Source organism: Pseudomonas sivasensis (genome assembly GCF_021391435.1).
Classification (GTDB): Bacteria; Pseudomonadota; Gammaproteobacteria; order Pseudomonadales; family Pseudomonadaceae; genus Aquipseudomonas; species Aquipseudomonas sivasensis.
The window spans coordinates 4155826-4180258 of record NZ_CP090029.1 but is presented as its reverse complement, the minus strand read 5'-3'; the positions used below and the strand labels follow the sequence as shown (position 1 = coordinate 4180258).

20 protein-coding genes are annotated in these 24433 nt (G+C 62.1%); 17 read left to right on the top strand and 3 right to left on the bottom strand.

Features of this window, described 5'->3' with window-relative positions; translation table 11 throughout:
- Position 1: 1 nt before the first annotated feature.
- The gene (locus tag LRO94_RS18715; protein WP_179178711.1) at positions 2-2185 is read right to left on the bottom strand and encodes a TonB-dependent receptor; all 2184 of its coding nucleotides are present in this window, start codon (positions 2183-2185) and stop codon (positions 2-4) included.
- A 206-nt stretch (positions 2186-2391) separates the two neighbouring features.
- On the opposite strand from LRO94_RS18715, the gene LRO94_RS18710 reads away from it, so the two are divergent.
- Positions 2392-3420 (top strand): LacI family DNA-binding transcriptional regulator, encoded by a 1029-nt coding sequence (locus tag LRO94_RS18710; RefSeq protein ID WP_032887230.1) that lies wholly within the window; start codon positions 2392-2394, stop codon positions 3418-3420.
- A gap of 34 nt (positions 3421-3454) precedes the next feature.
- Here the strand turns inward: LRO94_RS18710 and LRO94_RS18705 are convergent, their stop codons facing one another.
- Entirely contained in the window at positions 3455-4180 is a 726-nt protein-coding gene (locus LRO94_RS18705; RefSeq protein WP_233896870.1) for a M12 family metallopeptidase, read from the bottom strand.
- Between the two features lie 154 nt (positions 4181-4334).
- Here LRO94_RS18705 and LRO94_RS18700 point away from each other — a divergent pair, with 154 nt between their 5' ends.
- Positions 4335-4949, top strand: a complete 615-nt coding sequence (locus LRO94_RS18700; RefSeq protein ID WP_179178713.1) for a TetR/AcrR family transcriptional regulator — start codon at positions 4335-4337, stop codon at positions 4947-4949.
- A gap of 61 nt (positions 4950-5010) precedes the next feature.
- On the opposite strand, the gene LRO94_RS18695 is transcribed toward LRO94_RS18700, so the two are convergent.
- Positions 5011-7764, bottom strand: a complete 2754-nt coding sequence (locus tag LRO94_RS18695) for a beta-glucosidase (protein WP_179178714.1) — start codon at positions 7762-7764, stop codon at positions 5011-5013.
- A 488-nt stretch (positions 7765-8252) separates the two neighbouring features.
- On the opposite strand from LRO94_RS18695, the gene LRO94_RS18690 reads away from it, so the two are divergent.
- The 15 genes from LRO94_RS18690 to LRO94_RS18620 all read left to right on the top strand — a co-directional run bounded on the left by LRO94_RS18690 (position 8253) and on the right by LRO94_RS18620 (position 24426).
- A complete protein-coding gene (locus LRO94_RS18690; RefSeq protein ID WP_032887233.1) occupies positions 8253-8477 on the top strand; it encodes a hypothetical protein in 225 nt (74 codons plus the stop codon).
- Positions 8478-8569: 92 nt separating this feature from the next.
- Positions 8570-10300, top strand: a complete 1731-nt coding sequence (gene gspE / locus LRO94_RS18685) for a type II secretion system ATPase GspE (protein ID WP_233896868.1) — start codon at positions 8570-8572, stop codon at positions 10298-10300.
- Complete coding sequence (gene gspF / locus LRO94_RS18680; protein WP_122680549.1) at positions 10297-11499, top strand: type II secretion system inner membrane protein GspF; 1203 nt, start codon at positions 10297-10299, stop codon at positions 11497-11499. Before gspE ends, gspF begins: the two co-directional genes overlap by 4 nt.
- 20 nt (positions 11500-11519) lie before the next feature.
- Complete coding sequence (gspG, locus tag LRO94_RS18675; protein WP_095185610.1) at positions 11520-11936, top strand: type II secretion system major pseudopilin GspG; 417 nt, start codon at positions 11520-11522, stop codon at positions 11934-11936.
- Positions 11937-11945: 9 nt separating this feature from the next.
- Entirely contained in the window at positions 11946-12377 is a 432-nt protein-coding gene (locus LRO94_RS18670) for a prepilin-type N-terminal cleavage/methylation domain-containing protein (protein WP_032887238.1), read from the top strand.
- The gene (locus LRO94_RS18665) at positions 12374-12736 is read left to right on the top strand and encodes a prepilin-type N-terminal cleavage/methylation domain-containing protein (RefSeq protein WP_032887240.1); all 363 of its coding nucleotides are present in this window, start codon (positions 12374-12376) and stop codon (positions 12734-12736) included. Before LRO94_RS18670 ends, LRO94_RS18665 begins: the two co-directional genes overlap by 4 nt.
- Positions 12733-13362 carry a prepilin-type N-terminal cleavage/methylation domain-containing protein gene (locus LRO94_RS18660; protein WP_179178715.1) on the top strand — a complete coding sequence of 210 codons (630 nt, stop codon included), beginning with the start codon at positions 12733-12735 and terminating at the stop codon, positions 13360-13362. The genes LRO94_RS18665 and LRO94_RS18660 overlap by 4 nt, the downstream gene beginning before the upstream one ends.
- Entirely contained in the window at positions 13359-14084 is a 726-nt protein-coding gene (locus LRO94_RS18655; protein ID WP_032887242.1) for a hypothetical protein, read from the top strand. Before LRO94_RS18660 ends, LRO94_RS18655 begins: the two co-directional genes overlap by 4 nt.
- The gene (locus LRO94_RS18650) at positions 14081-15124 is read left to right on the top strand and encodes a PilN domain-containing protein (protein ID WP_032887243.1); all 1044 of its coding nucleotides are present in this window, start codon (positions 14081-14083) and stop codon (positions 15122-15124) included. The genes LRO94_RS18655 and LRO94_RS18650 overlap by 4 nt, the downstream gene beginning before the upstream one ends.
- Entirely contained in the window at positions 15099-15710 is a 612-nt protein-coding gene (gene gspM / locus LRO94_RS18645) for a type II secretion system protein GspM (protein WP_032887244.1), read from the top strand. Before LRO94_RS18650 ends, gspM begins: the two co-directional genes overlap by 26 nt.
- A complete protein-coding gene (locus tag LRO94_RS18640; protein ID WP_179178716.1) occupies positions 15707-16231 on the top strand; it encodes a general secretion pathway protein GspN in 525 nt (174 codons plus the stop codon). The genes gspM and LRO94_RS18640 overlap by 4 nt, the downstream gene beginning before the upstream one ends.
- Positions 16228-18447 (top strand): type II secretion system secretin GspD, encoded by a 2220-nt coding sequence (gene gspD / locus LRO94_RS18635; RefSeq protein WP_179178717.1) that lies wholly within the window; start codon positions 16228-16230, stop codon positions 18445-18447. Before LRO94_RS18640 ends, gspD begins: the two co-directional genes overlap by 4 nt.
- Before the next feature lie 1837 nt (positions 18448-20284).
- Complete coding sequence (locus tag LRO94_RS18630; RefSeq protein ID WP_179178718.1) at positions 20285-22678, top strand: TonB-dependent receptor plug domain-containing protein; 2394 nt, start codon at positions 20285-20287, stop codon at positions 22676-22678.
- A 16-nt stretch (positions 22679-22694) separates the two neighbouring features.
- Positions 22695-23660, top strand: a complete 966-nt coding sequence (locus tag LRO94_RS18625; RefSeq protein WP_032887249.1) for an amino acid ABC transporter permease — start codon at positions 22695-22697, stop codon at positions 23658-23660.
- A complete protein-coding gene (locus LRO94_RS18620) occupies positions 23653-24426 on the top strand; it encodes an amino acid ABC transporter ATP-binding protein (RefSeq protein WP_032887251.1) in 774 nt (257 codons plus the stop codon). The genes LRO94_RS18625 and LRO94_RS18620 overlap by 8 nt, the downstream gene beginning before the upstream one ends.
- Positions 24427-24433: the final 7 nt, after the last annotated feature.

The following is a 24433-nucleotide window of genomic DNA, read 5'->3' as shown; positions in this document are numbered from 1 at the left end:
GTTAGAAATCCTTGCGCAGTTGCACGCCGAAGTAACGTTCATCGTCACGAGGTACGGCGCGGTAGATGTAGTTGCCGCCACTGGCCAGCAATGGCGAGTAGGACTTGTCGGCGAGGTTTTTGGCCAGCAGCGCCACGCGCCAGCCATTGCTGTAGTCCGCCAGGGCCACGCTGGCGTTCCAGATGCCGTAGGCGCCTTGTTTGGTGTCGAGGTTTTGGCTGATGTCGTACTGCACTTCGCTCTGCCAGCTGTAGTCGGTGCCCAGTTCGATATCCAGGCCGTTATCCAGTGGGATGGTGTAGTCGGCGCGTACGTAACTCTTCCAGTCCGGGCTGTAGGGCAGCGGCTTGCCGTTGACGTTGCAGGTGGCCGCCGCGCCCGCCGGGCAGGCGAATTCGTCGATGCGTGCACGGGTGTAGGCCAGGGCGCCGGAGAGCTTGAGTTGCTGGGTGGCCTGCAAGGCGTAATCGAGTTCGACGCCTTCGGTGCTGACGCTGCCGGCGTTGATCAGGCGGGTCACCACTTGGCCGGCGACCGAGTCGAAAAAGTTGGCCTGGTAGTTGTCGTAGTCGCTGTGGAAAACCGCCAGGTTGGTGGTCAGTCGGTTGTTCCAGGCAGTGGCCTTGATCCCGGCTTCCCAGGTGTTGGAGGTTTCCGGCTTGAGCGCATCGGTATCGCGCGGCTGCATGTTGAAGAACACGTTGTAGGCCGGGCCTTTGTAGCCGCGCGAGTAGGTCAGGTAGCTGGTGATGTTATCGGTCAGGTCGTACTGCACGCCGAGGCGCCCGGACCAGCCATCTTCGTCCACTGAACCCGAGCTGGACGTGGCCGGTTGAATCCCACTGACGGTGGTGGCCGAGGTGGATACGCGGCGGTGATCGTATTTCAAGTCGTCATGGGTGTAGCGCAGGCCCGCGATCCCGCGAAAGCGCGGGGTGAAGTTGAGCGTGGTCTCGCCAAACACCGCGTAGCTGTCGCTGGTGGTGCTGTAGTCGGCGACGCCGCGGTCGGTGCGCGTGGTGGTGGTGAGCGTGCGCTGGTAAGTCTCTTCGTCCTTGCCATGCATGTAGAACAGGCCGCCGACGTACTCCAGGAATTCACCCTTGGGCGAGGCCAGGCGCAACTCTTGAGAGTACTGGTCGAAGGCCAGCTCACCCTTGTCGGCAGTGCCGGGAAACGCGGCGGTCACGCTGCCGAGGCGGTCGCCATCCTGGTATTGGGTGTTGTCCCAGCCGCGCCAGGCGGTGATTGAGGTCAGGGTGTAGTCGCCCAGGTTCCAGTCCAACTGGGCGGACAAACCTTTGTTGGTGTCCTCGACATGGCTGCGCGTATCGGTGTTGATGTCGCGGTTGTCGCTGGAAGCCCGCACCGGGCTCAAGGCGTTGCTGAATGCCGGGGTCAATGACTTACTGACCACACCATTCGGTGCATCGTCGTGAGACTGCATGTAGTCGGCGATCAGCGTCAGCGTCACGTCGTCGTTGGGGGTGAATTCCAACTTGCCGCGAATGCCTTTGTGGTTGTAACCGTTGACCTCCTGACCGTTGTGCTGGTTGTCGACGTTGCCGTCATAGCTGCCAAACAGCGTGCTGACCGAGCCTTTGAGCACGTCCGGAACCAGGCTGCCGCCGATGCCGAAACGGGTGCGGCTTTCATTGCCGCTGTAGTACGACTGGTCGATGTAGCCGTGGGTCTCGGCGGTGGGGGCCTTGCTGGTGATGTTGAGCACACCGGCCGAGGCGTTCTTGCCGAACAGCGTGCCTTGGGGGCCGCGCAGCACTTCGATGCGTTCCAGGTCCAGCAGGTCGAGGGTGGCCTGGCCGGGGCGCGCATAGACCACGCCGTCGATCACCGTGGCCACGGTCGGCTCCACGCCGGGGGAGGTGGAGATGGTACCCACGCCGCGTACGAATAACGAGGTGTCCTTGTTCGATGCGCCGGTACGGAAGTTCAGCGACGGCACCTGTTGCGCGATGCTCGCCACGCCGTTGCGGTTGTCGCGCTCCAGTTGCTCGCCATCGAGTACCGAGACCGCCACCGGGACTTTCTGCAGGGATTCTTCGCGGCGGGTGGCGGTGACGGTCACCGCTTCGAGGGTGGCTTGCGGCTCGTCGGCGGCAACGGCGACGCCTGCCGGAAGTGCGGTCAATCCGGCGAGGAATAATAAGTGAGTGTGTTTGTGCATGCTGTGCCCGCTCAAAAAATGCCCTGGTCCGCTGCGGTTCTACGACCGTCAGCGCCTGTGAAACTGTCTTGGACATTCGCTTGAGCGAGTAGCAGACAGCGCGCTTTGTTAGCGCTAACATCGGCATTATTGTTAGCTCTGCTTTAGAGCGTCAAATACTTAAAAATTAGTCTCATATTCTTTTTGGTTGTTAACAGGATTCTCCCGTGAGCGAAGAAAAACCGCGCAAACGCCGTGGCGCCGGGCGTGTCACCTTGAATACCGTGGCGCGCCAGGCTGGCGTGTCGGCTATTACGGTGTCGCGTTATTTCAACCAGCCGGAACAGGTGTCCCCAGAACGCCGCGAACGCATTGCCCAAGTAGTCGCCGAGCTGGGTTACGTGCCCAACCTGGTGGCCGGCGGATTGGCGTCGGCGCGTGGGCGGATCGTGGCGATGGTGATCCCGAACATTTCCGGACCGATTTTTGCCAATACCATTCAGGGGTTCAGCGATACCCTCAGTCGCCATGGCTACCAACTGTTGCTGGCGTCGAGTTACTTCAGCGCCGAGCAGGAAGAAAGCGCGGTGCGGGCGTTTCTGGGTTGGTCGCCAGCGGCGCTGGTGCTGACCAGTCGCTTCCACAGTGCGGCGACCGAAAAGATGATTGCCGACGCGGACATTCCGGTGGTGGAAACCTGGGACTACGTGCCCGAGCGCGCACCGGTGCAGATCGGCTTTTCCCACTACCAGGTCGGCGTCAGCGCCGCGCGTTACCTGCATGGCAAGGGCTATCGGCGCATGGCCTTCGTGCAGAACAGCGTGGCGGGTGACTTCAGCGCCCATGAGCGTGGGGAAGGATTTGCGGCAACCCTGGTCGAGCTGGGCGTGCAGCCCCAGGTGTTCGTCCCGGACGCCGGCCGCGCACCGTTCGAGGCGGGCAAGCAGGCCATGGAGGCGCTGATGAGCCACGCCACCCCACCGGAGGCGATCTTCTTCGCCAATGACAACCTGGCCGCCGGTGGCCTGCTGGCCGGGCAGCGTTCCGGATTGAAGTGCGCGGTGCTCGGGTTCGGTGATTACCCGTTTGCGGAAATGCTGCTGCCGAGCCTGAGCACCATCAAACCGCCGGCGCTTGAGATTGGTGTGCTGGCGGCGACGCGGGTCCTGGAAAGCCTGGGGGTCTTACCGGTTGCGGATGACGTCCAGCGGCTGAATTTCTTGCAATGTCAGTTGATCGCGCGTGAGAGTGCCTGACACAACCGGGCGCTACTCACGCGGGCTCGTATGCTTATGTGCCGGTCCGACGAGCTGCCTTCGGGTAGGCCTTGTTTGCCCAGGCGATATCGCCTGGGCTGAGCATCGAGTTTCTTGAGTGGAAGGTATTACTCGTCGTCAACGCGGGGTTGATCGCGTAGTGCATGGCTGAGTCTTCGTCATACGGCAGAAAATCATAGGTAGCGCTGCGCGGCAGGGGCAGCAAGTTGGCTTGCTGGTAGTGACGGGGTATATGCCGGTCAAGTTTGGCCAGGTCCCACGGGATATTCGCGTCAGGATGCTGATGGGCATGCCGGGCGCCGAGCATGTGGCCGAATTCGTGCAACACGGTGTGGGCGAATGAAGTCGACGAGTAGTCTATCGGCAGGTTCATGGTCGGCATTCCGGGGGATACTTTTTGTGCATCGGTACCGACCATTGAGACCCCGGAACCTTGATGAATCGGCACCCCCGAGATGCGAACATCGCCTTCTTCCCCGCTGACGAATTCGAACTTAAGGTTGATATGGGGCAGCCACTCGCTGGCGGCCTGCTTGACCGCCTGCACATAAGGGTCGTCCATCTCGTAGTCATACATGGCGATTTTGAGGGTGCTGTGCTGCGGCCAGTATTTATCGGGCTCACCCACATCGCGGCGACTTCGGGAGAGGCGTTCGGTCGGTTGAATGCTGTCGCCGTCCTCGGCGGGCGAGGGGGGTGGCGCGGGCAGCGGAGGCGTGAATAGTCTTGAAGCGATCATGGCGTCTTACTCGGGTTATCTGGGACAAGTCCGAGCATTGATTGGCACGGATCGCCCAGAGCGTTCCATTGAAGCCCCGACACTCGCCCGAGGTTTATTTGCGGCGCGGTGGCATTTTGGATACGGTGCAAGCCTCTTCCTCCAGGACTTTTCCATGACCGAGTCGCCGCCGAAAACCCGCCGCGCACCCAAAGGTGAAAAACGCCGCGAAGAGCTGCTGGATGCGGCCTTGCAAGTGTTTTCCCTGGAAGGCTACAGCGGTGCCTCGATGGCGCAGGTGGCGGGGATCGTAGGGATTTCCGTGGCCGGGTTGCTGCACCATTTTCCGAGCAAGATCTCGCTGTTGATGGGCGTGTTGCAGCGGCGTGATGAGGTCAATCAGCGGATTGCCGATGAAGTGCGTGCGGAGAAAACCCTCAATGGTTTGCTCGGCAGCCTGCGCGCAATCAATCGTTCAAATGCCACGGCGCCTGGCGTGGTGCGCGCGTTTACCATCTTGAATGCCGAAAGTCTGTTGGATACCCAGCCGGCCTGGGCGTGGTTCCAGGCGCGCTACGCGGCGATTCACCAACGCATGCAAGGACAGTTTGCCGACCTGGTGGCGGCGGGGGAGGTGCGCGGCGACGTGGACATCGCCGGGCTGGTGGAGGAGATCCTGGCCATGATGGATGGCCTGCAGATCCAGTGGTTGCGGTTTCCCGAGCAGGTGGATCTGGTGGCGCGCTTCGACGCCTACATTGCGCGGGTTGAAGCGGTCATTCGAACCTGAGTCAAACACAGTCAAAAATGTGGGAGGGGGCTTGCCCATCCCACATTAGACCGAGTCGGGATCAGTTACCGGAAGCACTGCCCTGGCTGCTGTCATCGCTCATGTCATAGCCATCACCTTCACTGGTGCCGCTGTCGCCTTCATTCTGATGCAGCACACCGCCAGTCTTCACCTGTGGCAGCTCACGCAACGTCGAATTGAGCGCTGAACGCGGCAACGGGTTGCTGGTGGTCGTCGACAGTTCCTGGCGGAACGGGTTGACCAGCTTGGCGTTCAGGCGAATGTCCTGAGACGACGCGCCCACCGACAAGTTGAAGCTGTCGGCGTCCACCACCCATTGCTTGCTCTTGACGTCGTAGTAGGCCAGCGAGCGATCGTTAAGCTCGATGGTCACGCGCTTGCTCTCGCCCGGCTTCAAGAACACTTTCTTGTAGCCCTTGAGTTCCTTGAGCGCCCGCTCGACTTTCGGATTGTTCTGGCCCACGTACAGCTCGGCGACTTCGGCGCCCGCCACCTTGCCGGTGTTGGCCAGGTCGAACGACACCTTGATCGGCGCCCCTGCAACTGCAACCCCTGGCGTCACGCTGATGTTGCTGTAGCCGAAGGTGGTGTACGACAAGCCATAGCCGAACGGGTAGAGCGGCTTGATGCCTTTTTTCTCGTAACCGCGATAGCCCAGGAACAGGTCGTCCTTGTAGCTCATCTCAGCCAGGGTTTCCTGGTTGTCGAACTTGGGGAAGGTCGCGTAGATCGGGTTGTCTTCGATGTTGCGCTCGATGCTGATTGGCAACTTGGCCGACGGGTTGACCTTGCCCAGCAGGATCTCCGCCAATGCCTGGCCGCCGTTCTGCCCAGGGTAGAACGCATGCAATGCGGCCGGTACCTGGTCGATCCAGTCGCTCATTTTCAACCCGGTGCCGCCGTGCAGGGTGACGACAGTATTGGGGTTGACCTTGGCGATGCTCTGGATCAGTTGGCCCTGGAACTCCGGCAGGTCGAAGCTGTGGTCAAAGCCTTCACCTTCGTATTCATTGCTGTTGCCCGCAGCCACCAGCACGGCGTCGTACTTGGCCAGGTCCTGTGGCGCCACCAGCGAGGCCCAGCTCATCTGCACGCCCACCAAACCGCCCATGGTCGAGAGGTAGCCGTTGCGGCGCGAGTATTCCAGCTTGATGTCGACGGCTTTGCCAGCCTCAAGATTGACCTTGGCGAATACCGGAATGGTCGGTGGGATGCTGTTGTTGGGCAGCGGCTTGCCGTCGCCGTTATCCAGCACTTTCTTGCCGTTGACGTAGAGACGCACGGCACCGTCGGCGCGAATCTTGAACACCTGCTCGCCGCTGACGGTCGGGGTGATCTGGCCGCTGTAGCGAATCGAAGTGGCCGCCGTATCGCCGTTCACCGGCAGGCTGTCGGTGGACCAGTCCAGGTCGACATGGCGATCGGTGCGGCTGGCCGCCGGGTCGCCGGACCAGTTGGTGTTGCTGAAGAACTCGGTCTTCACGCCTTTGACGCTGTTGCCGTCGCTGTCCGTGTGAGTCCAGTTGGAGGCCGTCGGGTCCAGGGACAGGCCGTCGATAAACTCGACCTTGGCACCCGGCGCCAATTGCTGCAGACCGCTCAGCTCGCTGATGTAGTTGGCCGCCATCACATTCGCGCTGCCGAAACCGGTGGGCGGGGCGTATTTGGCCAGGTTGCCGACCACCGCGATGGTCTTGACCTTCTTGGCATCCAGAGGCAGCAGGTTGTTCTGGTTTTTCAGCAACACGATGCCTTCGCGCGCCGCGTTCAGGGCCACGCGGTTGCTGGTGGCGCTGTTCATGTTGTGGCTGGTCAACGGCGCTTTGCTGTCGAACTTGTACAGGTAGATCTGCTTGAGGATGCGCCGCACCTTGTCATCGATGGTCGCGCTGCTCAGCTCGCCGCTGTCCAGGAACGGCTTGAGCACCGTGCTGTTCATCTGGTAGCCCATCATGTCCAGGTCGGTGCCGGCCTGCGCCGCCGGCAAGCCGTTGACCACCGCGTTGTAGTCACTCTGCACGAAGCCTGGGTAGCCCCATTCGGTCTTCAGGATGTCGCGCATCAGGTGTTTGTTCTGGCAGGCGAACTCGCCGTTCACTTTCTGGAACGCACACATCATCATCGCCACCTTGCTGTTCTTCGAGGCGGACTCGAAGGGCGGCAGGGTCATCTCGCGCAGCACACGCTCGCTGATGATTTCGTCGAGGTGGAAGCGATTGCTTTCCTGGTCGTTGGCCGCGAAATGCTTGGCGTTGGCCCACACGCCACGGGACTGGATACCGTTGATCACTGCCGGCCCCAGGCTGGCGCCGAGGAACGGGTCTTCACCGGACAGATACTCGAACGCACGGCCACTGTAGGGCATGCGGTACAGGTTCACGCCGGGGCCGGTGACGAACTGATAACCGCCGCTGGCGGTGTCGTAGCCCAGTGCACGACCCAGGTCGATGGCACGGCGCGGGTTCCAACTGGCGGCCAGGTTCGGTCCGGAAGGGTAGACCACGCCCTGGGCGTTGCCTTCACTGGTGTAGCGCACACCGACGCCGCCGTCGGCACCGTGGATCTGTGGGATGCCGTATTGGGTCAGCGGCTTGACGTCCCAGCCACCGGTGCCGCCGATGTAGGCGAGTTTTTCTTCCATGGTCATCTTCGCCAGGGTTTTGTCCGCGGCCTTTTCTGCACGGTTCACCCGGCCTTCGTCCAAGGCAGGGCTGGTGGCCGCGTGCACCTGGGACACGGCCAGCGCCAACAGGGCAAACGCCGACTGCGCACCGATCATCTTGCGTTTATTCATGGGGTTTCTCCGACAACTGTTTAGTAAAAATAGGGTGACGCTCGTCACTTTTTCGTGGGCAATAGTTCGCCTTGATCGCAATGTTTAACCGATGGCTAATTGCAATTACTTGGCGGGTTTTGCAGATTCTGTAAGTTTAATAATTGTGTTAATTATTGTTGTGGATGATGTCTTGGCGATATCACGAGATGGCATTTTGAACCGCGAAAACGTGATAATTAAGGCAATTCTTGCGGTTATAAGTCAAACGAAAGCTAATTTTTGCGTGAAATAAGAAATATTTCATTACGATTTTGAACTAAGACTAAACCTACCAGTCGATTGGTTTAAGAAAATAGATGGTGGCATGGCGAACTAGTGGCGTTGCTCGGTAGTTCTAAAAGGCCATGTTTTATACACGCTGTCATACACAACGCTTTGCTGTAGGGTCTTGAACCGATTCAAGGCGCCACGTGAGCGTTTCGCAGTTTTTTATCTGGAGAATGTTTATGAAAAAGTCCCTGCTGGGTGCCGGTTTTGTGCTGGGCGTTGCATTGAGCGGCGCGGCCATTGCGGCTGAAGCCACCGACGCGGATGCCAAGTCCGGCGCCGCCGATTCCACCGTGTTGACCCAGTCCCACGATGCCAAGGCTGCCAAGAAGCAGAAGGCAGAAACCACCAAGGGTGGCCGACCGTTGAATGGCAGCCAGGCCGCGCCGAAGACCTCGAACTAACGGCGAAACGCGGCCCCCTGCGGGAGGGGAAAGCCCACTCCCACAGGGGTTCCCAGTAGCCCTTTAGAACATCGCCCCTCAGATAGCTACTCATGCCAAGTCCCTCAACGCCCATCAACGCCTGCCAGATGCACATCCCGCACACCGAACAGGTCTGCGCGTGGCTGATGCAGCACGCCGGCTTGAAAACCGTTGACCTGGAGCGCGCCCGACGCCTGTCCCAGGAGTCTGACGACACCGAATTACTCGGCCTGCTCACCCGCCTGGGACTGGTCTCCGAAGTGGAGTTGGCCCGCGCCTGGGCAGACCTGCTTGGCGCACCGCTGTTGCTGGCGGACGCAGCGCCGCCGTTGCTCGACCCTTTGCCGGCCCTGACCGAGCGTTTTATGCGCCATCACCAAGTGGTGCCCGTGGGCTGGAGCCAGGGCGGGTTGCGGGTGCTGGCGGCCAACCCGGCGTTGGTTTATCCGTTCCAGGCCATGGCTTATGCCTGCGGTGTGCCGGTGTGGCTGGCGGTGGGCCCGCGCAATGAAGTCGATACCCTGATCGAGCGCTATTACGGCCAGGGCCGCTCGGCGATGGGTACCCTGATCGAAAACCTCGACGAACAGGGCGGCGCGCTCGAAGACATCGAACACCTCAAGGACATGGCCTCCGAAGCGCCGGTGATTCGCCTGGTCAACCTGATCCTGCAGCGCGCGGTGGAACATCGCGCCTCGGACATCCATATCGAGCCCTTCGAAAATCAGCTCAAGGTGCGCTACCGCATCGACGGCGTGCTGCACGAGGCGGAGGCGCCGCCGTCCAGTTCATCGGCGGCGGTGATTTCGCGGGTAAAGATCATGGCGCGCCTGGACATCGCCGAACGCCGCCTGCCCCAGGACGGGCGCATCATGCTGCGCATCCAGGGCAAGGAACTGGACTTGCGTGTGTCCACCGTGCCCACCAGTTTTGGCGAGTCGGTGGTCATGCGTTTGCTCGACCGCCAGACCGTGCAGTTCGATTTCCAGAGCCTGGGCTTCGATGGCCAGCGCCTGGAAACCTTCCTCGAAGTGCTCGAACGCCCCCACGGCATCCTGCTGGTCACCGGTCCGACTGGCTCGGGCAAGACCACCACGCTGTACACCGCGCTGTCGCGGCTCAATACCGCCGAGCGCAAGATCATCACCGTGGAAGATCCGGTGGAGTACCAGCTCGAAGGCATCAACCAGATCCAGGTAAAACCGGCCATCGGCCTCGACTTTGCCGGCGCGCTGCGCTCCATCGTGCGTCAGGACCCGGACGTGATCATGATCGGCGAGATCCGCGACCTGGAAACCTGCCGCATCGCCATCCAGTCCTCGTTGACTGGCCATTTGGTGCTGTCGACCCTGCACACCAACAGTGCGGCGGCGAGTATCACGCGCTTGCTGGACATGGGCGTCGAAAGCTACCTGATCGCCTCGACCGTCAACGGCATCCTCGCCCAACGCCTGGTGCGCCGTCTCGATCCTGCCACTCGAGAAGCCTTCGAAGCACCGGCCGAATTGATCGCCGAACATGGCCTGGATCGTTTTACCGAGCAGCGCCCGATCATGCTCTATCGCCCTCGCGCCGACGCGCCCGGCGGCGGCTACCACGGCCGCAGTGCAATCACTGAATTGCTGGTGATGAACGATGAACTGCGCAGCCTGCTGATGCGTCAGGCCGACGCCGCCACCCTGGAACAGGCTGCCCGTCGCAGCGGCCTGCGCACCTTGCATGAAGAAGGCCTGCGCCAGGCCGTAGCCGGGGTTACATCCCTGGAAGAAGTGCTGCGCGTTACCCGAGGGGAGGGCACGTGAGCCTGTTTAAATACCGCGCCCTCGACAGCCAGGGCACGCCGCAAAATGGCACCCTAGAAGCCAAGGACCAGGATGCCGCCGTCGCCGCGCTGCACAAGCGCGGTTTGTTGTTATTGCACATTGATGTGGCCGGCGCTCAAGGGCTACGCAACGCCCTTGGGCGCGGCCAGTTGAACGGCGCGGCGTTGGTCAGTTTTACCCAGCAACTGGCCACGCTTTTGGGCGCCGGACAGCCGTTGGAACGCTCCCTGGGCATCCTGCTCAAACAGCCCGGCCAGCCCCAGACCCGCGCGTTGATCGAGCGCATTCGTGAGCGCGTCAAAGCCGGTCAGCCTTTGTCCAAAGCCTTGGAAGAGGAGGGCAGCCAGTTCTCGCCGCTGTACCTGAGCATGGTGCGTGCCGGCGAGGCCGGCGGCGCCCTGGAAAACACCTTGCGCCAGCTCAGCGACTATCTGGAGCGCAGCCAACTGTTGAGGGGCGAGGTGATCAATGCGTTGATCTATCCGGCGTTTCTGGTGGTCGGCGTACTAGGTTCACTGGCGCTGTTGCTGGCCTATGTAGTGCCGCAGTTCGTGCCGATCTTCAAAGACTTGGGCGTGCCGATCCCATTGATCACTGAAGTGATCCTGAATCTCGGCCAATTCCTGGGTGCCTACGGCCTGGCGGTGTTGGCCGGGTTGATCGTGACGATCTGGACCCTGGCCGCTCGCCTGCGCGACCCCCGGCGCCGCGAAAAATACGATCGCCGCGTGTTGGGCATTCGCCTCATCGGCCCACTGTTGCAACGGGTCGAAGCCGCCCGCCTGGCGCGCACCCTGGGCACCTTGCTGAGCAATGGCGTGGCCCTGCTGCAAGCCCTGGTCATCGCCCGGCAGGTCTGCACCAACCGCGCCCTGCAAGCGCAAGTCGCCCAGGCCGCCGAGTCGGTCAAGGGCGGCGGCACCCTGGCGAGTGCCTTTGGCTCGCAGCCGCTGCTGCCGGACCTGGCCTTGCAAATGATTGAAGTCGGCGAACAGGCCGGCGAACTGGACAGCATGCTGCTCAAGGTCGCCGACGTATTCGACGTTGAAGCCAAACGCGGCATCGACCGCTTGCTCGCTGCGCTGGTGCCGTCCCTGACCGTGGTCATGGCGGTGCTGGTGGCGGTGATCATGCTGGCGATCATGCTGCCGCTGATGAGCCTGACCAGCAATATATGAACCCTCAAGGACCCACCTCCATGCGCTCAAAACCTGCACGCCGCCAAAGCGGTTTCACCCTGTTGGAAATGCTCGCCGTGATCGTACTGCTGGGCATCGTCGCGACCATCGTGGTGCGCCAGGTCGGCGGTAACGTCGACAAGGGCAAATACGGCGCGGGCAAGGCGCAACTGGCCAGCCTTTCGATGAAAATCGAAAGCTACGGGCTGGATGTCGGCTCACCGCCCAAGACCTTGCAGCAACTGGTCGAAAAACCGGGTAACAGCGCCGGTTGGGCCGGGCCGTACGCCAAGCCGTCGGACCTCAAAGACCCGTTTGGCCATGCCTTTGGCTATCGCTTTCCTGGCGAGCACGGTGCGTTTGACCTGATCTTCTACGGCCAGGACGGCCAACCCGGCGGCGAAGGCTACAGCGCCGACCTGGGCAACTGGGAATAACCCACGACCATGCCCAACGCCCAACGCGGCTTTACCCTGCTGGAGATGCTGGTGGTGATCGTCTTGATCAGCATCGCGGCCGGGTTGGTCGGTTTTGGCCTGCAACAAGGTCTGCGTGCGGCGAAAGAGCGCCAGGCGGTCGGGCAGATCGTCGAGGCGCTGCGCAGCACGCGGGCCCGGGCGATTGTCGGTGGCACCACTGAAAGTACCGTCTTCGATTTGCGCGACTTGAGTTTTCAGGCGCCCGGTCGTCCGAAAAAACACTGGCCCGCCGAGCTACAGGTAACGCTGCACACCGCCGAGCAAGCGGGCTCGGCGGTGGATTTCTATCCTGATGGCAGCTCCACCGGCGGCAACGTGCTGCTTGTCAACGGCAGCCGACGTTGGCGCATCGACATTGGCTGGCTGACCGGCAGCGTCCAGTCCAAGGCCCTGCCATGAAGGACCAGCGCGGTTTTACCCTGTTGGAAATGCTCGCCGCGCTGACGCTGATGGCGATCTGTAGCACGGTGCTGCTGGTCGCCTTCGGCCAGAGCGCGCGCTCGTTGTTGCAGGTAGCCCATAGCGACCGCCTTACCCATGCCGCCTTGAGCGTAATGGATCAGGAGGGTACCGGGCCTCTGGCGAGCGGCACGCGCCAGGGCGAAATGGACGGCATCGCCTGGCAACTGCGCATCGCCCAACAGCCCAGCCGCATCGGCCAGGCACATTTGTTTCGCCTGGACCTGAGTGTCAGCGAAGGCCCGCGCCAGGCCAGCTTCAGCACCTTGAAACTGCGCGCCGCCGGGGCTGGATTGTGAAGCGGCGCCAGCAGGGCTTTACCCTGCTCGAAATCATGATCGTGCTCAGCCTGCTGGGGGTGCTGCTGACCCTGGTCGGCGGCGCGTTGCTCGGTGCCAATCGCGCGGTACTCAAGGCCCAGCGCTACACGGTCAGCCTGGATGAAATGCGTGCTGCCCAGCAGTTTTTGCGCACCGCCATCAGCGAGGCGTTACCGCTGGATGTGACCGAGGACGACAGCCAGGTCGATGGTTTTTTCGCGGGCGGACCGCAGCGCATGCAGTTTGTGGCGACCTTGCCCGGTGTGCTCGGTGGCGGCATTCAGCGTTTCACCCTGCAACTGACTGGCCCTGAGGCGCAGCGTGATTTGCAGGTGGCGTTTGCGCGGTTTGAGTCTCTGGCGCAGGTCAGCGTGCCGGCGTCACGCAGCGAGCCACAGGTGTTGCTCAAAAGCGTCGAAGACCTGCAATTCAGCTATCGCGGCTTGTCGCCCAAGGGCCAGGCCACCGGCTGGATCAGTGAGTGGCCGTGGACCAAACGACTGCCCTACGCGGTGCGGATTGCCGCCCGCGTCGACGGCCCGGTGCCGTGGGTGACCCAGGTGGTTGCTTTGCGCCTGAACCTGTCCGGCGGGGCGCCCGAATGATCAAGCACCAACGGGGTGTGGCCCTGCTGCTGGTGCTCTGGGTGCTGGCCTTGCTCAGTTTGCTGCTGGGCGGGCTGGCCGGTTGGGTACAGCTGGAAACGCGCCAGGCCGCGTGGCATCGCCAGCACACCCAGGCCGTGCTGGCGGCGGAGGCGGGCGTGGCGCTGGCGATGCAAGCCGTGGCCGACCCGTTACAGCGCAAACAGTGGATTGCCGACGGGCGTGAAATCCCGCTGGTGTTCGACGACGCCCAACTGCACGTGAGCCTGCGCAGCGAGCGCGGCAAGTTGTACCTCAACAGCGCCGAAGTGGGGGATTTTGCCCGCTTGGCCCTGGCCTGCGGCGCCACACAGGCCCAGGCCAAGCAGTTGGCCAGGGACTTGGAAGTGCGCCGCAACCAGGGCCTTGCACCGTTTCGGGTGGTGGAAGAAGTGCGACAACTGCCGGGCATGACCCAGGCCTTGTACAGCGCGCTGGTGCCGGAAATCAGCCTGTGGAGCGGCCTGGATCGGCCCGATCCGGCGTTCGCGAGCCCGTTGATGCGCCGCGCTTTGAACCTGCCGCACCAAAGTGCGGTGGGTGCCGACCCCGGTGATGTGCTGGTGGTCAGCAGCCGCGCCCAACGCCCCGGCGGTTACCACGCCGAGCTGCAAGCCACGGTGTTATTGAGCCCCGCGCAAGGCAGCGCACAACCTTATCGAGTACTACGTTGGCAAGAATGAATGAACACTTAACCGCGCGTCTGCACCTGCTGACGCAGCCGCTCGCCCGGCGCTGGCACGGCAGCCTGCTGCAACAGGGCTGGCGCCTGTGGCTCAAGGAGCTGCGTGGCTGCCTGCCGGGGTGGTTGTTGCCCCATGACATTCCCGAGCACGTCTACCCGTGGCCGATCACTGCGCCTGTGGTAAAGCTCACCGGCGAGGCGCGCCAGGTGTTGTTGCTGGCACCGGACGCCGTGTTGGTGCAGAGCCTGCAATTGCCTGTGGCCGCCGCACGCAACCTGTCCACGGTCGTCGGTTACGAACTGGACCGCTTCACTCCGTTCGACGCCGCCCAGCTGTACTTTGTCGCGCGTCAGGAACGCCGCACGGCCGCCCATCTACAGGTGACGCTGGTGGCGATCCTGCGCGAGCGTCTGGACCAGATCCTCGATGACTGCGCGGCACTCGGCTTGCAACCCCACGCCGTGGACGTATACGACCGCGCGGGCGTGCCCATGGGCATCGACCTGCTGCCGGCGCCGTTGCGTCCGCGCCAGCGCCCGGCGGGCAAGGGCTTGCAGCGCAGTCTGCCGTGGCTGTGCGGCGCCTTGCTGATTGCCGCCATGGTGCTGTGGCTCAACGACCGCCAGCGCGTGCTCGACGCCATGCAACAGAGCGTGCGTGCGCAAAAGGCCCAGGTCGCCGAGGTCCAGGCCCTGCGCCAGCAACTGCTCAACACCCGGGGCGCCGCGCAGTACTTGATCCGCCGCAAGGCCGCGCAGCCGCCCTTGGCCGCATTGCTCAATGAACTGACCGCCTGCCTGCCGCCCGACACCTGGATCGACCAGTTGGAAGTCAACGACGGTGCCGACGTGTCCTTCTCCGGGCAAAGCGCCAAGGCCAGTGCCCTGATCACCCGCATCAAGAACTGCCGCAGCCTGGAAAACGCTCAGTTCGAAGGGGTCATCCAACCCGATGCGCAAACCGGCAAGGATCAGTTTTCCTTGCGCGCCCACCTGCACCAGGAGGCCGCCGATGCGCCGACCACTGACACCCCGTGAACGCCGTGGCGCGGCCTTGATCGTCCTCGCGTTGGTGCTCGGCGGCGCGTATTGGCTGTTGATCGACAGCTGGTTCGCCGGCCCGTTGCGCACCCTGGGCGAACAGGCCGAGCAGCTGCGCGAACAGCAGCAACGCTACGCCGGCGTGCTGGTCCAGGGCGACAGCTTGCGCCAGCAACTGGAAGAAGCGCGCCAGGACCCGGCCAGCAGCACCAGCCTGTTGCCCGGCGATGACCCCAGCGCGGTGGCCGCCGATTTGATGCAGCGCATCGCCGACCTGATCAATAGCCGCGCCGGTCTCGGTGGCGGCTGCAGCCTGACCCAGCGCATGCCCATTACCCCGGAGCAGGACGATGCCGAGCCCTATCGCCAGGTCAAAGTCAGCCTGACCCTCAACTGCGCCATCGAGCCCTTAACCGCGATCCTCCATGAACTGGAGTACCAGCGACCGTTTTTGTTTGTCGATGAAATGAGTATCCGCCGCGCCCCGGACGCACCCGCCAGTGGCGGCGCCGGCAAATTGGTGGTGCACCTGTTGGTGCGTGGCTACCTGCAACCGGCTGCCGCCGCGCAGGTGCGCCGATGATCAGCACCTTGCGTCCCCTGGAGTGGGGCTTGATCGGCGTGGCCGGGCTGTTGGGGCTGCTGATGGCCGGCATCCTCAGCAGCATCGGCGATGCGCCCCAGTGGTTGCCGCCCCCCGCGCCCGACACACGCGCCAATGCCGCCACCAAGGTGCTGGTGGCCCCGAGCGCAACCCTGGACAGCCTGGCCGGCACCTGGCAGGCACCGTTGTTCAGCCCCGACCGCAGCCCCGACCGCGCGGTGGGCCAAGGCACTGTCTCCAGCCTGTCGAGCCTCACGCTGACCGGCATCGTCCTCGACGGTGACCTGCGCGTGGCGCTGCTCAAGCGCGCCGACGGCCCACCGTTGAAAGTCCACCAGGACCAGACCCTGCCCAATGGCTGGCGCCTGGAGCACCTGACCCCCCGCGACGCCCGTTTCGTACTCGACGGCCGCAGCCAAACCCTGAGCCTGCGGGCCCTGCGTTTGCCGCCGCCGTCCAGCACACCGCCGATTACCCTTCCTCGCGAGTCCACCCCTTGATCGATACCTTCCCTGGCGCCTTGCGCACCACCGCATTTTGCCTGGCCACCGCCGTCGCCCTCGGTGGCTGCGGGACATTCCCCGACCACCTCGACCCGGACGAGGCCCTGCTGCACGAAGCAATGCAGGGCACCGGCTCGCAACGTCCGCCCGTGGACCCGGCCAGCGAACAGGCGCCGGTCGACAGCGGCCAGCCCCAGACAAAAACGCCGCCCCAGCGCCAACTGATTCGCGGCAACCAACAGTTTGTGCGGCAACCGGTTGCGGCACCGTCTGCGAAGGAGGAGGGCGGCGGCGACATCGTGTTCAACTTTGCCGACCAGCCGATTGAAGCGGTGATCAACAGCGTGATGGGCGATCTGCTGCACGAGAACTACAGCATCGCTCAGGGCGTGAAGGGCAACGTCAGCTTCTCCACCTCCAAACCGGTGAACAAGCAGCAGGCGTTGTCGATTCTGGAAACCCTGCTGTCCTGGACCGACAACGCGATGATCAAGCAGGGCAGTCGTTATGTGATCCTGCCGGCGAATCAGGCGGTGGCGGGAAAACTGGTCCCCGAAATGCGCGTGTCGCAACCGTCCAGTGGCCTGTCGGCGCGGTTGTTTCCGCTGCGCTATATCTCCGCCACCGAAATGCAGAAACTGCTCAAGCCGTTCGCCCGCGAAAATGCCTTCCTGCTGGTGGACCCGGCGCGCAATGTGCTGAGCCTGGCCGGCACCCCCGAAGAACTGGCCAATTACCAGGACACCATCGACACCTTTGACGTGGACTGGCTCAAGGGCATGTCGGTGGGCGTGTTCGGCCTGCAACGCGCCTCGGTGGCCGAACTGATGCCCGAACTGCAAAAGATGTTCGGCCCCGACAGCGGCATGCCCCTGGCGGGCATGGTGCGCTTTCTGCCTATCGAGCGGACCAACTCGGTGGTGGCGATTTCGTCGCAGCCGCAGTACCTCAGTGAAGTCGGCGACTGGATCCACACCATCGACGAAGGCGGCGGCAACGAGCCGCAGATGTATGTGTATGACGTGCGCAACATGAAGGCCACCGACCTGGCCAAGTACCTGCGGCAGATCTACGGCACAGGCGCGATCAAGGACGACACCCCGGCCAAAGTCGCCCCCGGTTTGCGCACGGCAACATTGTCGTCGCCGGGCACCAACAGCACGTCCGGCAGCACGCCGGGTGGCCTGAGCAACAACCTCAATGGCAACCAACCCGCCGCAGAGGATGAGGAGCAGGAGCCCGAAGTCGAGCAGGACACCGCCGAGCAGGGCGCGACCGAAGACGCCCCGGCCAAAAGCCTCGACGCCGGCACCCGGATCACCGCGCAAAAAAGCAGTAACCAACTGCTGGTCCGCACCCGGCCGGTGCAGTGGAAAGAGATCGAATCGGCGATCAAACGTCTCGACAATCCACCGCTGCAAGTGCAGATCGAGACGCGCATTCTCGAAGTCAAACTCACCGGTGAACTGGACCTTGGCGTGCAGTGGTACCTGGGGCGCCTGGCGGGCAATTCCACCAGCACCACTGTGGCCAATGCCTCCGGCAGCCAAGGCGCGTTGGGGGGTGGCGGTGCTGGGCTAGGCGCGGATTCGTTGTTCTACTCCTTCGTCAGCACCAACCTGCAAGTGGCGCTGCATGCATTGGAAACCAACGGTCGCACCCAGGTGCTGTCGGCGCCGTCGCTGGTGGTGATGAATAACCAGCCAGCGCAGATTCAGGTGGGGGACAACATTCCCATCAGCCAGACCACGGTTAACACGGGTACCTCGGATACCACCTTGAGCAGTGTTGAATATGTGCAGACCGGGGTGATACTCGACGTGGTGCCGCGGATCAATCCGGGTGGATTGGTGTACATGGATATTCAGCAGCAGGTCAGTGATGCGCAGGATCAGGCGTCGAGTAACAGCGACACGCCGACTAATCCGCGTATTTCCACGCGGTCGGTGTCCACCCAAGTGGCGGTGCAGAGTGGGCAGACGGTGTTGCTGGGCGGGTTGATCAAGCAGGACAACGCCGAGTCGGTGAGTGCGGTGCCTTACCTTGGAAAGATCCCGGGGTTGCGGTGGTTGTTTGGGAATACAAGCAAGTCCAAGGATCGGACGGAGTTGATTGTGTTGATTACGCCTAGGGTGATTACCAGCAGTAGTCAGGCGCGGCAGGTGACGGATGATTATCGGCAGCAGATGCAGTTGTTGCGGCCGGCTCGGTAGGTCTGGGTATGTATGTGGTTTGATGTGGGGCTTGCTTCGGATCTGCGGTTTGTCGGTGTACATACCCGTTATTCAGGTAATGGCGGCTTATGGTTCCGCTCTTACAGCGGGTCACTTTTGTAAAGGCCGGAATGCCGGCCAGCGTGGTTGACGGGGCGACTCCAGATCAAAAGCAAGGCCGCGGCGGCCTTAGAGCCGACCGCATTCCAAATGTGGGAGGGGGCTTGCTCCCGATTGCAGTGGTTCAGTTACAGCTCTGTTGGCTGACACACCGCCATCGGGAGCAAGCCCCCTCCCACAGTTTGATCTCCGTAGATCAGACAGATACCTAGGCTCGGTGTGCCCGTAATCCGACATTGATTTGGCGGCGGCCCCCCAAATCAACATCGAATTCCGGCCAGCGTGGTTGACGGGGCGATTCCAGATCAAAAGCAAGGTCGCGGCGGCCTTAGAGCCGACCGGGTTCTTAAGCCGAACGCATTCCAAATGTGGGAGGGGCGGTGCGACGATTCGACTTGCTCCCGATTGCAGTGGTTCAGTTACAGCTCTGTTGGCTGACACACCGCCATCGGGAGCAAGCCCCCTCCCACAGTTTGATCTCCGTAGACCAGACAGATACCTAGGCTCGGTGTGCCCGTAATCCGACATTGATTTGGCGGCGGCCCCCCAAATCAACATCGAATTCCGGCCAGCGTGGTTGACGGGGCGATTCCAGATCAAAAGCAAGGTCGCGGCGGCCTTAGAGCCGACCGGGTTCTTAAGCCGAACGCATTCCAAATGTGGGAGGGGCGGTGCGACGATTCGACTTGCTCCCGATTGCAGTGGTTCAGTTACAGCTCTGTTGGCTGACACACCGCCATCGGGAGCAAGCCCCCTCCCACAGTTTGATCTCCGTAGATCAGACAGATACCTAGGCTCGGTGTGCCCGTAATCCGACATTGATTTGGGGGGCCGCCGCCACGCGCCATCCATGGCGCAGGGCGGCTAAACCGGCATCCCTGCCGGTTTAGCCCCCAAATCAACATCGAATTCCGGCCATCGTGGTTGACGGGGCGATTCCAGATCAAAAGCAAGGCCGCGGCGGCCTTAGAGCCGACCGCATTCCAAATGTGGGAGGGGCGGTGCGACGATTCGACTTGCTCCCGATTGCAGTGGTTCAGTTACAGCTCTGTTGGCTGACACACCGCCATCGGGAGCAAGCCCCCTCCCACAGTTTGATCTCCGTAGATCAGACAGATAGGTCCTAGCCTGCTGTTCTGCTTTTGATCTGCTTTTGATCTGCTTTTGATCTTTATCTTAGGCGCCCCGTCAAACACGCTGGCCGCACACCGAGCCTAGGCGAGGTGCCGAGTGTTGGGGCAAGAGTCCTTGGTTACTTTGGGATGGGCCGGCATTCCGGCTCTTTTCCAAAGTGACCCGCCGTAAGGGCGAAACCAATACCCGCCGTTACTCCAACAACGGATATCCCCCAATCCACCTAAACCCCGCACCCAAAAAAACATCATTATTATGAATAAAGTAATTAATAAATAATGAAATTAGAGAATATTAGCTTATATCAAAACAGCATTATATTTTCAAAACCCATTCCGTTATGTTTGATCGCAACAGCCTACCCCTGACCTCGGATGGTACCCAGCGTAATCAAGATTCTGCGCGCCATAACCGGGTGATCATCCCCCGCAGCAGAATCGTTGGAAGTGAGTTCAACGTATGTTGCCAATTCAATCCCCGCAGTCGCCCTAACCCCAAATCGCCGCAATAGCCCCATAAAACCGAGCACCGCGCATCGCCGCGTGACTGCCCGACTTCGCGATTTGGAAATACAGGCACGCCTATGAAGCAAACGTCAAAACCCACCGCCATCCTGGCACTGGCAATTCTGGCCAACACCGCCCATGCCCAGGACGACAGCACCTTGTCCACCGTGGTGGTCACCGGCAACCGTGGTGCCGAGCAGCGCACGGTCACCAGCAGTCCGGTGCCGATCGATGTGGTCAGCGCCAAGCAACTGCAAAGCACCGGCAAGCCGGGTTTGATGGAGGCGTTGAGTGCGGTGATCCCATCGCTGACCCTGCCGGAAAAAACCGGTTGGGACGCCAGCGGCATTGCCCGCGCGCCGAACCTGCGGGGCATGAGCGCCGCCGAAGTGCTGGTGCTGGTCAATGGCAAGCGCCGCCACACCGCCGCGACGCTGAACATCAACGGCATCAACACCGGCGCCGCCCCGGCAGACCTGGACCTGATCCCCATCAGCGCCATCGACCATGTGGAAGTGTTGCGTGACGGCGCCGCAGCCCAGTACGGCTCCGATGCCATCGCCGGGGTCATCAACGTGATCCTCAAGGCCGACACCAGCGGCACTTCGGTGACCAATGCCGGCCTTGGCTATGACGGCAAAAAACAGACCGTGCAACAAAGCCTCAACAAAGGCTTTGAGATCGGCAACGGCGGCATCGTGCAACTGGCACTGGATGCCCGCAGCCAAAACGATGACAACAAGGCCAGCGCCAACGGCTACACCTACGCACAGGCCTATGAGCAAGCCGGCCGTTCCACTTATGGCGGCTACGGCACGCCGAAGACCAACCTGCTGACCCTGGGCTACAACGCCGAGTTGCCTATCGACGACGATTTCAGCCTGTATTCCTTCACCACCTATTCACGGCGCAAGGCCGAGCAGGGGCAGAATTTCCGCCTGCCGACCATCACCAACACCATCACCACCGGGCCTAACGGTTACCCCGGTGGCTACACGCCGACTTGGTACATCGATGAGGACGACTTCCAGGCTGCGTTTGGCGGCAAGGGCACCGTCGGCGAGTGGGACTGGGATTTGTCCACCACCTACGGGCGCAACGAAGCGGAGCAGGCCACCACCCATAACCAGAACCCGTCTTTGGGCGAGGCCACGCCGAACAGCTTCACCTCCGGCACTTGGATCAGCACCGAGCTGACCACCAACCTCGACTTCAAGCGCGGCTTCGATATCGGCCTGCAAAAGCCGCTCGACCTGAGTTACGGCTTCGAGCATCGGCGCGATACCTATGAGGTGCAGGCCGGTGATTACGAGTCTTATGCCAACGGCGGTTACTGCGTAGCCCCAGGCAATTGCGCATCAAGCGGGGCGCAGGTCACCAACGGCATTTCGCCGGATGAAGAAAGCAACGCCTCGCGCAACAGCCTGGCCAGTTATGTCGATGTGGGCTTCAACCCGGTGCCGGACTGGTACGTGGGCACCGCGTTTCGCTACGAGCATTACAACCAGGGCGTGGGCGCCACCCGCAGCGGTAAGTTGACCACTCGCTACGATTTCACCCCACAGTTCGCCGTGCGCGCCACGGTGAGCAATGGCTTCCGCGCGCCGTCCCTGGCCAACAGCCTGTTCAGTGCGCGTTCCACCACCTATGGCGTGGTGGACGGGGTGTATCAGTCGATCAACTACGGGGTGCTGCCCACCGGTTCGGCGGCTGCCCAAGCCCTGGGCGCCCAGGATTTGAAACCCGAGCGCTCGACCAACTTCAGTCTCGGCTTCACCCTCACGCCCACCGACCGCCTGAGCTTCACCGCCGACGCCTACGTGATCAACCTGCGCGACCGCATCACCTTGACCGGCACCTTGCTGGGCCCGGAAATCACCCAGGTGCTGCAAGGCAACGGCATCACTTCCACCTCCGGCGGCCAGTACTTTATCAACGGGGCCGACACCCGCACCAAAGGCCTCGACCTGGTCGGCAACTACAGCCAGGACCTGGGCCAGTACGGCGCGCTGAAGTGGACCGCAGCGTTCAACTGGAACCAGACCAAAATCCTCAACTACAAGGAATCCACCACGATCCTCGGCACGTCCTACGACCTGATGGACCGCCAGGCACGCAACCTGATCACCGGCGTACAGCCCAGCACCAAGCTGATCCTGGGCGGTGATTGGAGCATTGATCGCTTCAACCTCAACCTGGCCCTGACCCGCTACGGCTCCTACAAGGAGGTCAATGTGTCCGCCGACCGCAGCCTCGACCGAGTCTACGCGGCCAAATGGATCACCGATCTCGACCTTGGCTACAACCTCACCAAAGACCTCAACGTGGCCATCGGCGCCAAAAACCTGTTCGACGTCTACCCCAAGAAACAAGGCGTGCCCAGCAGCACCATGGTCAGCAGCTACGGCACCTATTCGCCCTACGGATTCACCGGCGGGTACTACTACACCCGCTTGACCTATGCCTTCTAAGGCCGAGGAATAAACCATGCCTATTGTTGCCAAACCCTATGACCTGATTGACCAGCCCCGCGAGGTTCGCCAGGTCCGTGTCTCCCCACCGATCAAAGCCCTGCAAGTGGTGCCTGCCCGGCACCCGTGGCGTTGGGCCGGGTCGATCTTCGCCGCTCTGGTGCTGCTCGCGATCGCCCATTCCCTCGCCACCAACCCGCGGTGGGAGTGGGGTGTGTTCGGCCAGTGGTTCTTCTCGCCGTCGGTGCTGCGCGGGCTCGGGCAAACGTTGTTGCTGACGCTGTTGAGCACGGTGTTCAGCGTGATCCTCGGCACGGCGCTGGCCCTGGCGCGACTGTCCGGCTCGCCGCTTTTGGCGGCCCTGGCCTGGGGCTATATCTGGTTTTTCCGTTCGATGCCGGCGTTGCTGGTGCTGATCATCCTGTACAACTTTGCCTACCTGTATGACCACATTGTGCTCGGTGTGCCGTTCACCAGCGTGGTGTTTGCCGAGTGGTCGACGGTGGACGTGCTCAGCCAGTTCACCACGGCGGTTCTCGGTTTGAGCCTGATGCAGGCGGCCTACGCGGCGGAGATCATTCGCGGCGGCCTGATCGGTGTGGACGCCGGTCAGCATGAAGCGGCAGCGGCGCTCGGTTTGCCTGCATCACGCCGCATCTTCCGGATCATCCTGCCCCAGGCATTGCGCTCGATCCTGCCGTCGGGCTTCAACGAGATCATCGGCCTGGTCAAGGGCACGTCCATCGTCTACGTGCTGGCCCTGCCGGAGCTGTTCTACACCGTGCAGGTCATCTACAACCGCACCCAGGCGGTGATCCCGCTGCTGATCGTCGCCACCGTGTGGTACCTGATCATCACCACCGTGCTGACCAGTGCCCAGTATTACGTCGAGCGTCATTTCGCACGGGGAACGGCAAGGGTGCTGCCGCCCACGCCGTTGCAGCGCATACGCGGTTGGCTCAAGGAGAAATCCCATGAGTGAAGCGCGTGCAGGACGTATCCAGATCCAGGGCGTGGGCAAGCGCTTTGGCAGCCAGCAGGTGCTCAAGGACATCGACCTGACCATCGACCCCGGCAAGGTCACGGTAATTCTCGGGCCGTCCGGCTCGGGCAAGTCCACCTTGCTGCGCACCATCAACCACCTGGAGAAAATCGACAGCGGGCACATCACCATCGACGGTGAATACGTCGGTTATCGGCGCAAAGGTGACCTGCTGTATGAACTCAAGGAGCGGGAGATTCTCAAGCGCCGTATCGACGTGGGCTTCGTGTTCCAGAACTTCAACCTGTTCCCGCACCTCACCGCTTGGGAAAACGTCGCCGAAGCGCCTTTGGCCCACAAGCGCTGGAGTAAGGCTGAGGCGCAGTCCAAGGCCGCAGAGCTGTTGGCCAAGGTCGGCCTGGCGGACAAGGTCGATGCTTATCCACGCCAGCTTTCCGGCGGTCAGCAACAGCGCGTCGCCATCGCCCGTGCCCTGGCGCTGGACCCGAAGGTGCTGCTGTTCGACGAGCCCACATCGGCCCTCGACCCCGAGTTGGTGGGGGAAGTCCTCGACGTGATCAAGGGCCTGACCCAACTGGGCGTGACCTTGGTCATCGTCACCCATGAGATCGGCTTTGCCCGTGAAGTGGCCGACCACGTGGTGTTTCTCTGCGACGGCCAACTGATCGAAGAAGGCCCGCCTGAACAGATTTTTCGCCAACCGCGACATCCCCGCACCGTGGCCTTTCTCGGCAAAGTGCTTTAGTTAACGG

Coding starts and splice junctions, on each gene's coding strand:
- LRO94_RS18715 (WP_179178711.1), bottom strand. CDS start 2,185: ATGCACAAACACACTCACTTATTATTCCTCGCCGGATTGACCGCACTT.
- LRO94_RS18705 (WP_233896870.1), bottom strand. CDS start 4,180: ATGATCGCTTCAAGACTATTCACGCCTCCGCTGCCCGCGCCACCCCCC.
- gspM (WP_032887244.1), top strand. CDS start 15,099: ATGCGCCGACCACTGACACCCCGTGAACGCCGTGGCGCGGCCTTGATC.
- gspG (WP_095185610.1), top strand. CDS start 11,520: ATGCGCTCAAAACCTGCACGCCGCCAAAGCGGTTTCACCCTGTTGGAA.
- LRO94_RS18665 (WP_032887240.1), top strand. CDS start 12,374: ATGAAGGACCAGCGCGGTTTTACCCTGTTGGAAATGCTCGCCGCGCTG.
- LRO94_RS18640 (WP_179178716.1), top strand. CDS start 15,707: ATGATCAGCACCTTGCGTCCCCTGGAGTGGGGCTTGATCGGCGTGGCC.
- LRO94_RS18655 (WP_032887242.1), top strand. CDS start 13,359: ATGATCAAGCACCAACGGGGTGTGGCCCTGCTGCTGGTGCTCTGGGTG.
- LRO94_RS18670 (WP_032887238.1), top strand. CDS start 11,946: ATGCCCAACGCCCAACGCGGCTTTACCCTGCTGGAGATGCTGGTGGTG.
- gspE (WP_233896868.1), top strand. CDS start 8,570: ATGCCAAGTCCCTCAACGCCCATCAACGCCTGCCAGATGCACATCCCG.
- LRO94_RS18695 (WP_179178714.1), bottom strand. CDS start 7,764: ATGAATAAACGCAAGATGATCGGTGCGCAGTCGGCGTTTGCCCTGTTG.
- LRO94_RS18620 (WP_032887251.1), top strand. CDS start 23,653: ATGAGTGAAGCGCGTGCAGGACGTATCCAGATCCAGGGCGTGGGCAAG.
- LRO94_RS18700 (WP_179178713.1), top strand. CDS start 4,335: ATGACCGAGTCGCCGCCGAAAACCCGCCGCGCACCCAAAGGTGAAAAA.
- LRO94_RS18630 (WP_179178718.1), top strand. CDS start 20,285: ATGAAGCAAACGTCAAAACCCACCGCCATCCTGGCACTGGCAATTCTG.
- LRO94_RS18625 (WP_032887249.1), top strand. CDS start 22,695: ATGCCTATTGTTGCCAAACCCTATGACCTGATTGACCAGCCCCGCGAG.
- LRO94_RS18650 (WP_032887243.1), top strand. CDS start 14,081: ATGAATGAACACTTAACCGCGCGTCTGCACCTGCTGACGCAGCCGCTC.
- LRO94_RS18690 (WP_032887233.1), top strand. CDS start 8,253: ATGAAAAAGTCCCTGCTGGGTGCCGGTTTTGTGCTGGGCGTTGCATTG.